The sequence below is a fragment of the Sphingopyxis italica genome, assembly GCF_011926545.1.
In the GTDB taxonomy this organism is placed as follows: domain Bacteria; phylum Pseudomonadota; class Alphaproteobacteria; order Sphingomonadales; family Sphingomonadaceae; genus Sphingopyxis; species Sphingopyxis italica.
The window spans coordinates 281102-295317 of record NZ_JAATIT010000004.1; the positions used below are offsets into that span (position 1 = coordinate 281102).

Annotated in this window: 17 protein-coding genes; 4 read left to right on the forward strand and 13 right to left on the reverse strand. The window is 66.1% G+C overall.

Going from position 1 to position 14216, the window contains the following annotated elements; all coding sequences use genetic code 11:
• Both leuD and leuC read right to left on the reverse strand, forming a co-directional pair.
• A complete protein-coding gene (gene leuD, locus GGR90_RS15730; protein WP_167922336.1) occupies positions 1 to 591 on the reverse strand; it encodes a 3-isopropylmalate dehydratase small subunit in 591 nt (196 codons plus the stop codon).
• Positions 588 to 2018, reverse strand: coding sequence for a 3-isopropylmalate dehydratase large subunit (leuC, locus tag GGR90_RS15735; protein WP_167922337.1), 1431 nt, complete (start codon positions 2016 to 2018; stop codon positions 588 to 590). The genes leuD and leuC overlap by 4 nt, the downstream gene beginning before the upstream one ends.
• A gap of 169 nt (positions 2019 to 2187) precedes the next feature.
• Here leuC and GGR90_RS15740 point away from each other — a divergent pair, with 169 nt between their 5' ends.
• Positions 2188 to 2706, forward strand: coding sequence for a sterol desaturase family protein (locus GGR90_RS15740; RefSeq protein ID WP_167922338.1), 519 nt, complete (start codon positions 2188 to 2190; stop codon positions 2704 to 2706).
• Here GGR90_RS15740 and GGR90_RS15745 read toward each other — a convergent pair.
• The 7 genes from GGR90_RS15745 to GGR90_RS15775 form a co-directional block, all read right to left on the reverse strand.
• On the reverse strand, positions 2703 to 3383 hold the full coding sequence (locus GGR90_RS15745) for a glutathione S-transferase family protein (protein WP_167922339.1): 681 nt from the start codon (positions 3381 to 3383) through the stop codon (positions 2703 to 2705). The genes GGR90_RS15740 and GGR90_RS15745 overlap by 4 nt on opposite strands.
• Entirely contained in the window at positions 3371 to 4351 is a 981-nt protein-coding gene (locus GGR90_RS15750) for an NAD-dependent epimerase/dehydratase family protein (protein ID WP_167922340.1), read from the reverse strand. The genes GGR90_RS15745 and GGR90_RS15750 overlap by 13 nt, the downstream gene beginning before the upstream one ends.
• A gap of 68 nt (positions 4352 to 4419) precedes the next feature.
• Positions 4420 to 5700 carry a serine hydrolase domain-containing protein gene (locus GGR90_RS15755; RefSeq protein WP_167922341.1) on the reverse strand — a complete coding sequence of 427 codons (1281 nt, stop codon included), beginning with the start codon at positions 5698 to 5700 and terminating at the stop codon, positions 4420 to 4422.
• Positions 5701 to 5779: 79 nt separating this feature from the next.
• A complete protein-coding gene (locus GGR90_RS15760) occupies positions 5780 to 6229 on the reverse strand; it encodes a hypothetical protein (protein WP_167922342.1) in 450 nt (149 codons plus the stop codon).
• Positions 6222 to 6857 carry a CoA transferase subunit B gene (locus GGR90_RS15765; protein ID WP_167922343.1) on the reverse strand — a complete coding sequence of 212 codons (636 nt, stop codon included), beginning with the start codon at positions 6855 to 6857 and terminating at the stop codon, positions 6222 to 6224. The genes GGR90_RS15760 and GGR90_RS15765 overlap by 8 nt, the downstream gene beginning before the upstream one ends.
• Complete coding sequence (locus GGR90_RS15770; RefSeq protein ID WP_167922344.1) at positions 6857 to 7720, reverse strand: HAD family acid phosphatase; 864 nt, start codon at positions 7718 to 7720, stop codon at positions 6857 to 6859. The genes GGR90_RS15765 and GGR90_RS15770 overlap by 1 nt, the downstream gene beginning before the upstream one ends.
• The gene (locus GGR90_RS15775; RefSeq protein WP_167922345.1) at positions 7720 to 8430 is read right to left on the reverse strand and encodes a CoA transferase subunit A; all 711 of its coding nucleotides are present in this window, start codon (positions 8428 to 8430) and stop codon (positions 7720 to 7722) included. Before GGR90_RS15775 ends, GGR90_RS15770 begins: the two co-directional genes overlap by 1 nt.
• A gap of 90 nt (positions 8431 to 8520) precedes the next feature.
• Between GGR90_RS15775 and GGR90_RS15780 the strand changes: the two genes are divergently transcribed.
• A complete protein-coding gene (locus GGR90_RS15780) occupies positions 8521 to 9414 on the forward strand; it encodes a LysR family transcriptional regulator (RefSeq protein WP_167922346.1) in 894 nt (297 codons plus the stop codon).
• Here GGR90_RS15780 and GGR90_RS15785 read toward each other — a convergent pair.
• Entirely contained in the window at positions 9406 to 10056 is a 651-nt protein-coding gene (locus GGR90_RS15785; protein WP_167922347.1) for an HAD-IA family hydrolase, read from the reverse strand. The genes GGR90_RS15780 and GGR90_RS15785 overlap by 9 nt on opposite strands.
• Positions 10057 to 10254: 198 nt before the next feature.
• Complete coding sequence (locus tag GGR90_RS15790; RefSeq protein WP_167922348.1) at positions 10255 to 11361, reverse strand: DUF2855 family protein; 1107 nt, start codon at positions 11359 to 11361, stop codon at positions 10255 to 10257.
• 56 nt (positions 11362 to 11417) lie between these two features.
• Here GGR90_RS15790 and GGR90_RS15795 point away from each other — a divergent pair, with 56 nt between their 5' ends.
• Complete coding sequence (locus GGR90_RS15795) at positions 11418 to 11801, forward strand: DUF488 domain-containing protein (RefSeq protein ID WP_167922349.1); 384 nt, start codon at positions 11418 to 11420, stop codon at positions 11799 to 11801.
• Positions 11802 to 11834: 33 nt separating this feature from the next.
• Here the strand turns inward: GGR90_RS15795 and GGR90_RS15800 are convergent, their stop codons facing one another.
• Both GGR90_RS15800 and GGR90_RS15805 read right to left on the reverse strand, forming a co-directional pair.
• Positions 11835 to 12524: a VIT1/CCC1 transporter family protein gene (locus tag GGR90_RS15800; protein WP_167922350.1), complete on the reverse strand. Its 690-nt coding sequence runs from the start codon at positions 12522 to 12524 to the stop codon at positions 11835 to 11837.
• 9 nt (positions 12525 to 12533) lie between these two features.
• Positions 12534 to 13454, reverse strand: a complete 921-nt coding sequence (locus tag GGR90_RS15805; RefSeq protein ID WP_167922351.1) for an SMP-30/gluconolactonase/LRE family protein — start codon at positions 13452 to 13454, stop codon at positions 12534 to 12536.
• Positions 13455 to 13500: 46 nt separating this feature from the next.
• On the opposite strand from GGR90_RS15805, the gene GGR90_RS15810 reads away from it, so the two are divergent.
• On the forward strand, positions 13501 to 14100 hold the full coding sequence (locus GGR90_RS15810; RefSeq protein ID WP_167922352.1) for a TIGR02466 family protein: 600 nt from the start codon (positions 13501 to 13503) through the stop codon (positions 14098 to 14100).
• Positions 14101 to 14216 lie beyond the last annotated feature (116 nt).

Here is a 14216-nt window from a genome sequence, read left to right on the forward strand (position 1 = left end):
TTAAGCCGCCGGGCGCATCCACGGCCGATCCGCATCGAGCTGCCGCTCATAGGCGCCGATCGCCGCGTCGCTCTTTTCGGTCAGCGAAATCTCGTCGAGCCCTTCGAGCAGGCACATCTTGCGGAACGGGTCGATCTCGAAGGTGAAGCGGTCCTGGAACTGCGTCGTTACCGTCTGATGCTCGAGGTCGACGAACACCGGGTCGGTCGCCGCGACCTCCATCAACCGGTCGATCGCCGCCTGCGGCAGCACCACCGGGAGGATGCCGTTCTTCACCGCATTGCCCGAGAAAATGTCCGAGTAGGAAGGCGCGATGACGACGCGGATGCCGAGGTCGCCGAGCGCCCACGCCGCATGCTCGCGGCTCGACCCGCAACCGAAATTGTCGCCCGCGATCAGGATCGGCGCGCCTTTATACTCGGCGCTGTCGAACAGATTGTCGGGATCGGCGCGGATCGCTTCGAACGCGCCGCGTCCCATGCCCTCGCGCGTCGTCGTCTTCAGCCAGTGCGCGGGGATGATCACGTCGGTGTCGACATTCTTGAGCCCGAACGGGATCGCGCGGCCTTCCACCTTGTCGAGCGGGGTCATGCCATCAGCTCCCGCACGTCGGTGAGCTTGCCGGTGACCGCCGCCGCAGCCGCCATCGCCGGGCTGACGAGGTGGGTGCGCGAACCGGGACCCTGACGGCCGACGAAATTGCGGTTGCTCGTCGACGCGCAGCGTTCGCCCGCGGGCACCTTGTCGGGGTTCATCGCGAGACACGCCGAACAGCCCGGCTCACGCCATTCGAGGCCCGCGTCGGTGAAGATGCGGTCGAGTCCCTCGGCCTCGGCCTGCGCTTTCACCAGCCCCGATCCGGGGACGACGATCGCCCATTTGACGTTATCGGCCTTGTGACGGCCCTTGATCACCGCCGCGGCGGCGCGCAGATCCTCGATCCGGCTGTTTGTGCAGCTGCCGATGAAGATATTCTCGATCGGTACGTCCTGCATCCGCGTGCCGGGTTCAAGGCCCATATAGGCGAGCGACTTGGCGGCCGCGGTCTGCTTCGACGGATCGGCGAAGCTGCCGGGCGCAGGCACAACGCCGGTGATCGGAACGACATCCTCGGGGCTGGTGCCCCAGGTGACGCTCGGCGCGATGGCGGCGGCGTCGATGAGGACGATCTTGTCATAGGTGGCGCCCGGATCGGTCGCGAGGCTTTTCCAGTAAGCAACCGCGGCGTCCCAGTCGGCGCCCTTCGGTGCGTAGGGGCGGCCCTTGATGTAATCGAACGTCACCTCGTCGGGCGCGATCAATCCCGCGCGCGCGCCGCCCTCGATCGCCATATTGCTGACGGTCAGCCGGCCTTCGACCGACAGCGCGCGGATCGCGCTGCCCGTATATTCGATGACATGGCCGGTGCCCCCGGCCGCGCCGATGACGCCGGTGATGTGGAGGATGATGTCCTTCGCCGACACGCCGGGGCCGACTTCGCCCTCGACGCGCACTTCCATCGTCTTTGCGGGCTGGAGCAGCAGGGTCTGCGTCGCGAGCACATGCTCGACCTCGCTCGTCCCGATCCCGAAGGCGAGCGCGCCGATGCCGCCATGGCAGGCGGTGTGGCTGTCGCCGCAGACGATCGTCGTGCCGGGCAGCGAAAAGCCCTGCTCGGGACCGACGACATGGACGATACCCTGCTCGGGCGCGACCGCGTCGATGTAGCGGATGCCATATTCGGGCGCGTTCTTCTCGAGCGCCGCCAATTGCGCGGCGCTTTCGGCGTCGGCGATCGGCAGGCGGTTGCCCGCCGCGTCGAGCCGCGCCGTCGTCGGCACATTATGGTCGGGCACCGCGAGCGTCAGGTCGGGGCGGCGCACCGTGCGGCCGCTCGCGCGAAGCCCGGCGAACGCCTGCGGGCTGGTGACTTCATGGACGAGGTGGCGGTCGATGAAGATCAGGGCGGTGCCGTCGGGGCGCTGTTCGACGACATGCGCGTCCCAGATTTTCTCGTAAAGGGTGCGGGGCCGAGTCATGCGGTCCACTTACGCCAGTCGCATAACAATGCAAGCGAGTGGGACACGAAAACGCAATTTTCGGTCGCGTGGGCTTTCGCTGTTCTGGCCCTTCGTCACCCCGGACTTGATCCGGGATGACGAAGGAGGAGTGGTGGCATCGCTAGCGCAACAAGCCTATAATCCCCCCATGTCGACGCCCGCCATCCTCGCGCTCATCCTTGCCACCGTCGTGGCGATGGAGGGCGTCGCCTGGGCGAGCCACAAATATATCATGCACGGCTTCGGCTGGGCGTGGCACCGCGACCATCACGAGCCGCACGATCATATGTTCGAAAAGAACGACCTGTTCGCCATCGTCGGCGCCGCGATGAGCATCTCGATGTTCGTCATCGGCAGTCCGATGATCCTCGGCGCCTCGGCGTGGGAGCCGGGGACGTGGATCGGGCTCGGCATCCTCCTTTACGGCATCATCTATACGCTGGTGCACGACGGGCTCGTCCATCAGCGTTACTTCCGCTGGGTGCCGCGACGCGGCTATGCGAAGCGGCTGGTGCAGGCGCACAAGCTCCACCATGCGACGCTCGGCAAGGAAGGCGGGGTGAGTTTCGGCTTCGTCTTCGCGCGCGATCCGGCGAAGCTGAAAGCCGAACTCAAGGCGCAGCGCGAAGCGGGGATCGCGGTGGTGCGCGAGGCGCTCGCCGATTAAGCGGTGCGGTAATCCGCCGTGATCGCGCCGGCGGCCATCAACTCGGCTTCATGGCTTTCCTCGCGCCAGCTTTCGGCCAGCGCCTGCCGTTCCCAGTCCTGCATCGCCGGATGCGTCAGCATATGGTCGACCCACGCCTGCCCGGCGCCGACGTCGAGGCCATAGGTGCGGATGCGGAAGGCGACGGGCGCAAAGAAGGCATCGGCCGCGGTGAAGCTCGCGCCCGCGAGATAGGGGCCGCCGAACCGCGACAGTCCTTCGGCGAACAGCTCGCGGATACGCGCGATGTCGAGCCGGAGTGCGCCCGACGGCGGCTTCGGCGTCACGCGGACGCCGACATTCATCGTGCAATCATTCCGGAGGGCCGAAAAGCCGCTGTGCATCTCGGCGACGGCGCACTGCGCCCAGGCGCGCGCTTCGGTTTCTGTCGGCCACACGCCGTCGTGCCGGTCGGCGAGATAGAGGGTGATGCCGAGCGAATCGTAAACCGTCCGGCCCTCGTCGAGCAGTGCGGGCACCTGCCCGGTCGGCGAAAAGCTGCGGAATTCGTCATAGTTGACCGGATTGGTGAAGGGTTCGATCTGGTCCTCGAAAGGAATGGCGAGGCCCTTCATCAGCATCCACGGGCGGAGCGACCAGCTCGAATAATTGCGGTTGGCGGTGATCAGCACATACATGCGTCGCGCTCCTGTGCGATGATGGGGGAGGTGTAATCGGGGTCGTGGGCGAAGGGCAGGGGCGTCCGGTCGCAAAGCGCCGCGAGCACGCTGCCGAAGTCGGTCTGCGCGCGCCAGCCGAAGCGGCGTTCGGCGCGCGACGGATCATAGACGCGGTCGATTCTCTCGGGGAGTATCCAGCCTTCGGCTGCGTAGAGCTCGGCGGCGTCGGGATAGTGGCGTGCGATTACCACACGCGCGTCGCGGGCCATCTCTTCGGCCTCCTCGCGCGCGAAGGGCGGCGGTGCCGAGAGGATGAATGTGTCGCAACCGATCTGTGGCGCAGCCTCGAGCGCCGCGAGATGCGCGGCGGCGGCATCCTCGACCGTCAGGCGGCGATTGAGCAGTTCGTTCGCCTTGAGGTTCGGGCCGCTCGGAACCGCATGCGTGTCGTCATCCTCGGGGAAGAAGCGCCCGGTGCGCAGGATCGCGACGTTGATCCCGTGCTCGCGGTGCACCAGCTTCACCGCCTGTTCGGCGGCGAGCTTGGTGATGCCATAGATGTTGCGCGGTTCGATGATCGGACCGAAGTCCTCATCCATCCACCACGCGCCCGCTTCGCCCGCGCCCTCGCGCACGTCGGCGCGTACCATCAGCGAGGTGGTCGAGGTGAAGAGAAAGCGATCGTTGCGCGCCGCGACCGCCGCTTCGATCAAGTTGAGCGTGCCCGTCACATTGACGTCGACGAAGGCCTGGCGCGGATAGCGGACGATGTCGGGCTTGTGCAGCGCGCCGCCGTGAATGATCGCCTCGATCCCGTGCGCGCCCATCGTGCGGTCGACCAGCGCGCGGTCGGCGACGGTTCCGATCACCCCTGTATGCGCGCCGGGCACGACGTCGAGTCCGGTGACCTGATGGCCGTTTTGGGTGAGCAACGGAGCGAGCGTGCGCCCGAGCCAGCCCGACGATCCGGTCAGCAGCACGCGCATCGATGATTCTCCTCCCGGCCGTCGACGCGCGCCTGATACACAGGCGATGAACGCCGGGGCAAGGGACCTTACCCCTTCGGAGGCCCGACGATCGCTTTGACCGCGGTTCGTGCGCCCGTCACCGGAGGCAACTCGCCAAGATCGAGCCAGCGCGCGTCTTCGCGCTGGTGATAGCTGTCGATCGCCGCGAACGGGATGCGAAACGGAAAGCCCCAATCGCTGTTCCACAGCGCGACGACGCCCGTTCGCGTCGCCGGTTCGAAAATCATTGTCGCGCGATAGCCCTCGACCGCGCCCGAATGGCCTTCGAGCCGCCGCCCGCCATAGGTGAAGCTCCGCCAGCCGAGGCCATAGGCCGCGTCGCTGGTGGCCTGACGCAACGGTCCGCCATAGAGCCGCCCCGTTCCGACCCGCGGACGATGGGCGAGCTGCAACGCAGAGGCCGGCAGAACATCGGGGCGGCTGCCCATCATCGCCTGCATCCATGTCGCGAAATCGACGATGTCGCTTTCGACGCCCGCGGCGGCGGGAACGCGCCAATAGGCTTCCTTGACCGGATGGACATGCGCGCCGCGGTGCGGTTTGGCCCAATCCTTGGCGCCCGTCAGCCGCGCCATCCCGTATCCCGCGCTGACCATGCCGAGCGGGCGGAAAAATCGGTTCTCGACCACATCGGCGAAAGGCTCGTTCGCCGCCGCACCCAATATCTCGCTCGCGGCGTCGAAGGCGACATTCTGATAGCTGTGACAAGTGCCGGGGTCGCATTGCAGCGGCGCGGCGGCAAGGCTCGTGCGCAGCAGGGCGGGATCGCGCCCTTCCTCCAGCTTTTCGTCATAGGCATGCCGGGTCAGGCCGGTGCGCTGCGCCAGCAAATCGTCCAGCGTGACGCGCGCTTCGGCGCCCCCCGGCAAGCGCAGCGACGTGCGCCAGGCGGCGATCGGGCGGTCGAGATCGACCGCGCCGTCGGCAGCGAGCGCGCCCGCCAGCGCGCCGGCCGCGGTTTTCGAAACCGAGGCCCAGCGGAACAAAGTATGCGGCGTCACCGGCACGCCGGTCGCGGCGTCGGCGACGCCATAGGTGCGCACGAAGCTGAGTTTGCCGTCTTCGACCACCGCCACCGCCAGTCCCGCCATTTCGGGCCGCTGCGCCAGGTCGGCGAGTTGCCGGTCAAGCGCAGAATAGTCGATGCGGCCGCGCCATTCGGCGGGCGTGTCGGGCAGATTCTCGGCCGCCTTGATCGGGATCGGGACGCTGGCAAGGGGCTCGCTGCCGCCGAGGACATATATGCCGAACCAGCCGGCCGATCCCAGTGCGGCGACAGCGATCAAAATGGTAAAAACGCGCTTCATGGACTCGAGACTATATTGCGACCTTTATTATGGCCGCTGTCTTAGCCGCGACTTCCGCCGCCGTCACCCCCGGCGCGGTTCAGGGCGCCAGATGGCGCCACGCCTTGAATGTCCCGACCGCATAAACCGCGCCATAGACAAGAACGATCAGCGACGACCAGATCGCGAAACTGTCGCTATGCTGCGGTCGCCAGAAATGAAGCGGCACAAACAGGAGCGCGCGCAGCAGATAGATCGCGGTAATGATGATCAGCCCTGTCCGCAGCAGCGGCAGGCGCGGAAGCGAACCGGCCCCCGAAAAGGCATAGGCAGCCCAGACCAGCAGGACCGCGCCGATCGCGAGCGTGATCAGCGTCGGCCTGAGGTCGCCGCGCGCCGCCGCGCGCGCCATGCCTTCGCCGGCGCCGAAGAAGCGATACCAGTCGGGTCCGCCGAAGATGCAGGCGATATGGAGCAGCGCGGCCACGACTGATAGCCACCCGCCGACGATCAGCCAGTGGCAACCGGGATTGGCCGCAACGTCAGGCAATATAATGCGCCGTCGTCTTTTCGGCGACTTCCTCCGCCGTCACCCCCGGCGCGAGTTCGATCAGCCGGAACGGGCCCGCATGATCGTCGCGCTTGAACACCGCGAGGTCGGTGATGATCATGTCGACGACATTCTTGCCGGTCAGCGGCAGCGTGCATGCGGGGATGAACTTCGGGCTGCCGTCCTTGGCGACATGCTCCATCACGACGATGATCTTCTTGACCCCGGCGACGAGATCCATCGCGCCGCCCATGCCCTTGATCATCTTGCCGGGCACCATCCAGTTGGCGAGGTCGCCATTTTCGGCGACTTCCATGCCGCCCAGCACGGCCAGGTCGATGTGGCCGCCGCGGATCATCGCAAAACTCTGTTCCGACCCGAAATAGGCGGTCTGCGGCAGTTCGCTGATCGTCTGCTTGCCCGCGTTGATCAGGTCGGGGTCTTCGTCGCCCTCGAAGGGAAAGGGACCGATGCCGAGCATTCCGTTCTCGGACTGCAGCGTGACCGTCATTCCTGTCGGCACATGGTTCGCGACGAGCGTCGGAATGCCGATCCCGAGGTTGACATAATAGCCATCCTCCAGTTCCTTCGCGGCGCGCGCCGCCATGTCATCACGCGTCCAGGCCATTATTTCGGCTCCCATTGCTTGTCGGAGGGGAAGGCATCGTCCCAGCCCAGCTTTTCCCACGGGCCATAGACGGGGTTGGGAAAAAGGAACCAGCCCTTGTCCCAGAGTGCGGTGGCAGCGGCGCTCGTGGCGAGCGCCATGCGCTGCGCGGCGGGCAGGTCCTTGACGTTGAACTGCTGGCTGAAATCGCCGAGCTGGTCGCCGCCCAGGATGATCACGCAATATTTCGATGCGATCGTGGCGCGGCGTCCATCCTTGCTCGACCCGCCGGCATCGTCGCCCATCAGGAACAAAGTCTCGCCATGCTTGAATTCGCCAAGCCCCGCGGCGCGCAGCGTATCCTCGCTGCCCTTGGCATTGGCGGCGCTGCGGTTGGTGTTGGCGATAACGGTGATTCCCGCGGCGCGGAGCCGGTTCACCATCTCGACACTGCCGGGCATCGCGATCGCCTTGCCCGCGCCACTCTTTTCCCACTGGTCCCAGATCTTGAGATCGAAGCCGGTGCCTTTTTCGGCGAAATGCCGCATCGGGCCGAGGTTCCAGATCAATGTCTCGTCGGCATCGAACACTGCCGCGAAAGGCTTGTCGCCGCACGGCGCGAACGCCGGTGCGTCCATCGTCGCGCCGGGCGCGAGCACCACGCTGTCGGTCGGCCGCTCCCTGATCCGCCACACGCCATAGTCGGCGATCCGCGCATTGACCGCGCGCACCCCGACGGCGGCCTCGGGCGAGCCGTAGAGATATTGCAGCTGGACCGGCGGCTTGGCGGCTTCGGACGGCGCGGAGGGGGTCGTCACCACCTCTGCGGGCGCGTTTGCGCAACCGGCCAGCAGCAGCGACGCCGTGAGGGCGACGCACCGCATCACGCCGCCTCGCGCGGGCGCGTCGTGCGGAATTCGATCTTTTTGTCATAGGGCGCGCCGAGGACGAGGCGCTTCACATATATGCCGGGGAGGTGGATGCAGTCGGGGTCGAGGCTGCCGACCGGCACGATTTCCTCGACCTCGGCGACGCAGATCTTCGCGGCGGTCGCCATCGGCTGGTTGAAGTTGCGCGCGGTCTTGCGGAAGATGAGGTTGCCGCTCTCGTCAGCCTTCCACCCCTTGATAATCGCGAGGTCGGCGAAGATGCCGCGTTCGAGGATATAATCCTGTCCGTCGAAGCTCTTCACTTCCTTGCCGTCGGCGACGAGCGTGCCGACGCCGGTCTTCGTATAGAAGCCCGGTATGCCCGCGCCGCCGGCGCGGCAGCGTTCGGCGAGCGTGCCCTGCGGGCAGAATTCGACCTCGAGTTCGCCCGCGAGATATTGCCGCTCGAACTCCTTGTTCTCGCCGACGTAAGATGAGATCATCTTCCTGACCTGCTTGGTGCGGAGCAGCTTGCCGAGCCCTTCGCCGTCGATCCCGGCATTGTTGCTCGCGATCGTCAGCTCCTTGGTGCCCGCGTCGCAGATCGCATCGATCAGCCGCTCGGGAATGCCGCACAGGCCGAAGCCGCCCGCACAAATCTGCATGCCGTCGAAGAGGAGGCCTTCGAGGGCGGCGGCGGCGTCGGGATATTGCTTCTTCCCCATGGGACGGCTCTCCTGAATGGTGTCGGGCGCGACCTTGGCGCATTTGATCCATCAATTCTAATTGTTCGATTTTTGGATTATACATAGACGATGTCTATCAATCGCGTCTCGCTCTATCATCTCGAAACCCTGCTCTGGATCGACCGGCTCGGCACCTTTTCGGCCGCGGCCGAGCGGCTCAATACGACCCAGCCGACGGTGTCGGCGCGGATGCGCGAACTCGAACAGCGCCTCGGCACCGCGCTGTTCCGCCGCGAAGGCCGCGCGATGTCGCTCACCGCGGCGGGACGCAAGCTGGTGCGCGATTGCGACCCGCTGCTCCGCGACATGCAATATGCGCTGCTCGGCAGCGGTGGATATGGCGAGGCGAGCGGGGTGGTCCGCATCGGTGCTGGCGAGATCGCGGCGGCGAGCTGCCTTCCCGCCTTCGTCGCGGAGCTCAAGGCTGACATGCCCAATGTCGGGCTCGAGATCGAAATCGACCTCACCGCCAACCTGATCCAGCAGCTTTTGACCGGACGCACCGACATGGCTTTCGCCGCGGGGCCGATCGCACACCCGGCATTGAAGACCAGTCCGATCGGCGAGGTCGAACTCGTCTGGCTCGCGAGCCCCGCGGTCGCATCGGCCTTCGCGGGGGGCGAGGCGATGCTGCCCGTCTGGTCGCTCGCCAGCCATTCGCCGATCCACGGCCGGATGCGCGAGGCGATCGCGGCATCGCGCATCGCCCAGAAATCGCTCAACCTCTGCAACAACGCCCGCACGATGATCGACATCGCCAAGGCGGGCGGCGGCATCGGCATCTTTCCGCAGCCGATGGTGCGCGGCGAAGTCGCCAGCGGCGCGCTCGCCCCGATCGACGGCATGCCCGCGCTCGCGCCGGTGGAATTCCATGTCGCGATGCGCGTCGCCGACACCGAGCCGGTGCTGACGCAAATCTTCGAGCGTGCGGCGAAGCTCAACCTCGCCGACGTGTCAGGGTAGGCGGATTTCCAAGGCGGCCGACAGGTCAGCGAGCGCCTGTTCGCCGCTCGTCACCTTGATCGCGTGCATGCCGAGCTGAGCGGCCGGCTTGCAGTTGATGCCCAGGTCGTCGAGATAGATGCACGCGCCGGGCTCGACGCCGAGCGTCTCGCACATCATTTCGTAAATCCGCGGGTCGGGCTTGCGCACGCCGACCTTGCTCGATTCGATCACATGGTCGAAGCGCGCCATGATCGCCGCGACCTCGGCCGCGAGTTCCTCGCTCCGCGCCATGCCCGCGCCTTTGCCGCTGGGGACATTGTTGGTGATGCACGCGACGCCGAAGCCTTTCGCCTTCAGCGTATCGAGCGCCGCGACCATCGCCGGGCGCACCGCGCCGGCCAGCACCGCCAGCACCGCTTCGCCCTCCAGATCATGACCCAGCGCCTTCGCCTCGGCCGCGAACAGCGTGTCGAACGCCGCCGCGTCGATTTCGGCGCGTTCGAATTTTGCCCAGGCGTTGCCGTCGGGATCGGCGGCGTTGATGCGGCGAACCAGATCGCGCGGCAGCCCGCGTTCTTCCTCCAGCCGGTTGAAGGCTTCGAAGGGCGATGCGGTGATGACGCCGCCGAAATCGAAGATGACATGCGTATATTGAGACATGGCGCGGCTAGAGCGCAGATTGACGTTAACGTCAACCGGCGCACGCTCTCCGCTATTTCACGCGCGCGGCCTTGGGCGTTGCGGCCAGCACCGCTCCCACCGGAAACAGCATCGCGAGTGAGACGGCGAATACAGAGGCATGACGCATGGCTTATCCTTTCCGGCGGCCGGGAAAGGGGGCTGCTCCCACGCGGGCCCTCAGGGGGCGACGACGATCCCCTTTTGGGGGTCAGCCTGTCCCGAGAGCATCTCCCGATAGGCGGCGAGCGCCGCGTCGCCGCCGCTATGCTTATCGATCGAAGTCAGCCGCGGCGCAACGTCCATGAAAGCGAGCCAGGCCTCGGCGATCTTCTGCCCGAACGCCGCGCCGCCCCAGTCGGCGATGCGTTTCTGGCTGCGGCCCGGCGCGAAAAAGCCCTGCCGTTCGGGACCGGGCAGTCCTTCGACGTCGGCCTGCGCATCCCAATGCGACTTGCCGACGACGATCGACGACTTGAGATTGTTCCCGAAATGGCTGTGCACCACGCGCGTCACCGCGCCATTGCCCGCCATGTCGACCAGTGCGGCGGGGGTTGCGGCACTGAGCGTCATGATCTGGTCATAGCTGATCACCCGGTCGTAGATGCCTTGCGCGGCGAGCGTGTCGACATTGGCCGCGCTGGTCAGGCCGACCGTTTCGGGGCGAGGCTCCGGGCGCCGTTTAAGCGTGAAGCCGAGCCCGATCGCGGTCTTGCTCGACGCGCTCGCGATCAGGATCTGGGCGGCCCCATAATCGCCTTCATCCTCGAACTGGTCGGCGATCAGCCAGCCGGTCAGGAACAGCGGGCGGAACACCGGCCAATAATCATGATCGGCGGCGCGATAGCCCTCGAGCGCCTCGATCCGCTGATAATTGTTATAAATCGGGGGTAGGGTGGTACGCCGCGGCGTCACATCGGTGAAGCCGCCCGGGCCGGCCTTGCCGACGGTCAGCACCGCACTCTCCGCCATCGGATAATAGCCATAGAAGCGGTCGCCGGGTGCGACACCCTCGGCATGGCTTTCGGTGACGGTCGCGAAGCCCCAGACGGGCAGGCGGCCGGGCGTGTCGCGTGTCGCGAAGAAATCCCAATAGCCCTGGTCGCTTCCGAACAGGCCCGCGGGTTTGCCGAACACCGCGTAAGTGATGTTGTTCGCGGTCATCGCATAGCTGTCGAGATGCACGCGCACCTGTCCGGGCGCGAGCGGTGCATCCTGATCGTCGACCAGAATAGCTTGCGTGATATCGTCGCGATCGATGTCGATCGCCCAGCGTGCTGCGCTCATTCCGGACCCCTCCGATGGACTTGCCCGCGGCCGCGGGATGATCGATAGTCATACAGATGACGCCGCCCCTGACAATCGCGGTCAAACGCATCCACGAACCGGCCGGTCCCGAGGACGGCACGCGCTTCCTCGTCGATCGGCTGTGGCCGCGCGGCGTATCGAAGGAGAAAGCGGCGCTGACCGCGTGGCTCAAGCCGCTGTCGCCGAGTGATGGGCTGCGGGCGGAATTTCATCACGCGGCGGCGCATTCGGATGCGGCTTGGGATGATTTTCGCAAGGAATATTTCGCGGCGCTCGATGCCGGCGGCGACGAGGTCGCGGCGGCGCTCGCCGAACTCGATGCGGCGATGAAGCCGGGACCGGTGACCTTGGTCTATGCCGCGAAGGACGAGGAGCGAAACAACGCCGTCGCGCTCCGCGAATGGCTGGAACGGCGCTAACTTCCTACTTCGTCATTGCGAGATTATGGATACTCAACCCGCGACCGTCCCGAGCAGCGATCCGATCGCGATCGTCGCCGCCATCGCCATCGCGCCCCAGAAGGTGACGCGGACGACCGGGCGCAGCATCGGCGCATTGCCTCCCCATGCGCCGAGCGCGCCGAGGATGGCGAGAAAGACGAGCGACGCCGCCGCGACGGTCCAGGGCAGCGACGGGCCCTGATCGATCAGCACCGTCGCAAGCGGCAGCGCCGCGCCGACCGCGAAACTCGCCGCCGACGCCGCGGCCGCCTGCACCGGCCGCGCCGCCATCTCGCTGGTCAATCCCAGCTCGTCGCGCAAATGCGTGTCGAGCGCATCGTGCGCGGTCAACTGCGCGGCGACCTGTTCGGCGAGCGCGCGATCGAGCCCGCGATCCTGATAGATGAGCGTCAGCTCCTCAAGCTCGAATTCGGGATCGGCCGCGAGATGCTGTTTCTCCAGCTCGACGTCGGCCCTTTCGGCGTCCTTCTGCGAGCTGACCGACACATATTCGCCCGCCGCCATCGACATCGCGCCCGCGACAAGGCCCGCCGTGCCGGTGACGAGGATCGACGCCTCCGGCGCGCCCGCCGCCGCGACCCCCGCGATCAGGCTGGCGGTCGAGACGATCCCGTCATTGGCGCCAAGGATCGCGGCGCGCAGCCAGCCGATCCGCTCGATCGAATGATTCTCGTCGTGCATCGGCCGCGCTCAATATTGCAGTTGCAGCCCGGGCCGCGCCCAGCGCGTCTTCACCAGCCGCCCCGTGCCCGACAGGGTGATATAGGCGTCCTGCCGGTCCGGCCCGCCAAAAGCGATATTCGTGGTGAAGATATCGTCGGTCGCGACGAACTCGACCAGCTCGCCCGCTGGCGAAACGACGCTGATCCCGCACTCGCCGATCGTCGCGACGCAGATATTGCCGCTTGCCTCCATCGCCAGGCTGTCGAAGAATTTATAGCCCGCGGGACGATAGAGCGGGATTCCGGGGCCGCCGGGTCCCGCGGCGTCGTCGACTTTGCCGGGCGCAACGATGTTGAACTGGGTCAGGCGGCAGGTGTAGGTTTCGGCGGCGTAGAGCTTCGTCCCGTCGGGCGAGAGGCCGATGCCATTGGGGTTGTAGCTCGGAAAGATCACTTCCTCGATAAAGCTGCCGTCGGCCTTGGCATAGAAGATGCCGACGATGTCGTGGCAGCGCGCGGCATAATCGACCTTGCCATGGTCGGTGAACCAGAAGCCGCCGTGGGCGTCGAACATGATGTCGTTGGGGCCGCGCAGCGTCACGCCATGATCGCCCGATTTGTAGAGTATCTCGACTTCGCCGGTGTCGATGTCGATGCGCTCGATCCGCCCGCCCGAATAATCTTCGGCGATACCGTGCGGCGCCAGATAACCATTCGATTCGACATAGTTGAACCCGCCGTTGTTGCAGCAATAAAGCTTGCCGTCGGGGCCGATCGCGAGGCCGTTGGGGCCGCCGCCGGGGACCGCGATGACCTCCTTCTTCCCGCCGGGCCAGCAGCGCGTGATCCGCTTCGCCTCGATCTCGACGACGATGACGCTGCCGTCGTCCATCACCACCGGCGCCTCGGGAAAGCGCAATCCGTCGGCGATCAGTTCAAACTCGGCCATCCCCATCTCCCTTGCGTGTCCGCACTTGCTGTGCTTTGCGGCCATCATGCCCGTTCGCACGCTCTTCGCCACCAATTTTTACGAGGCCGACATCGGCACGCCCGACCTGCTCGAAGAGCTGGAAGAAAGCAGCCGTCTGTTCGCCGAAGAGGATGGTGCCGGGCGGCGCTGGAGCCGCGAGCATGGCTATAAGGGCTACACCAGCTACGCGAGCCTCGGCGACCTGCCCGAGCGCGATCCCGCCTTCCACGATTTGAAGCGCCTGCTCGACAAGCAAGTGAAGGCCTTTGCCAAGGCGTGCCACTTCGACCTCGCCAAACCGCTGAAGCTCGACAGCTTGTGGGTCAATATCCTGAAACCCGGCGGTACGCACAGCGGTCATATCCATCCGCACAGCATCGTGTCGGGCACCTTCTATGTCGCCGTCCCGCCGGGATCGGGCGCGCTCAAGCTCGAAGACCCGCGCCTGCCGATGCTGATGGCGGCGCCCGGCCGCACCGACGAGGCACCCGAGCATCAGCGCCCCTTCGTCTACGCCGAACCCGCCGCGGGCCGCGTCTTTCTGTGGGAAAGCTGGCTGCGGCATGAGGTGATGCCGCACAGCGGCAAGGGCGAGCGGATCAGCATCAGCTTTAACTATCGCTGAGCTGTCCTATATGGGCGCTATCTGACCAACCTCATTCCCGTTCGTGTCGAGCGAAGTCGAGACACCCATCGGCGTGGAGCAAGGTCGAGGGGCATCTCGACTTCGCTCGATGCGAA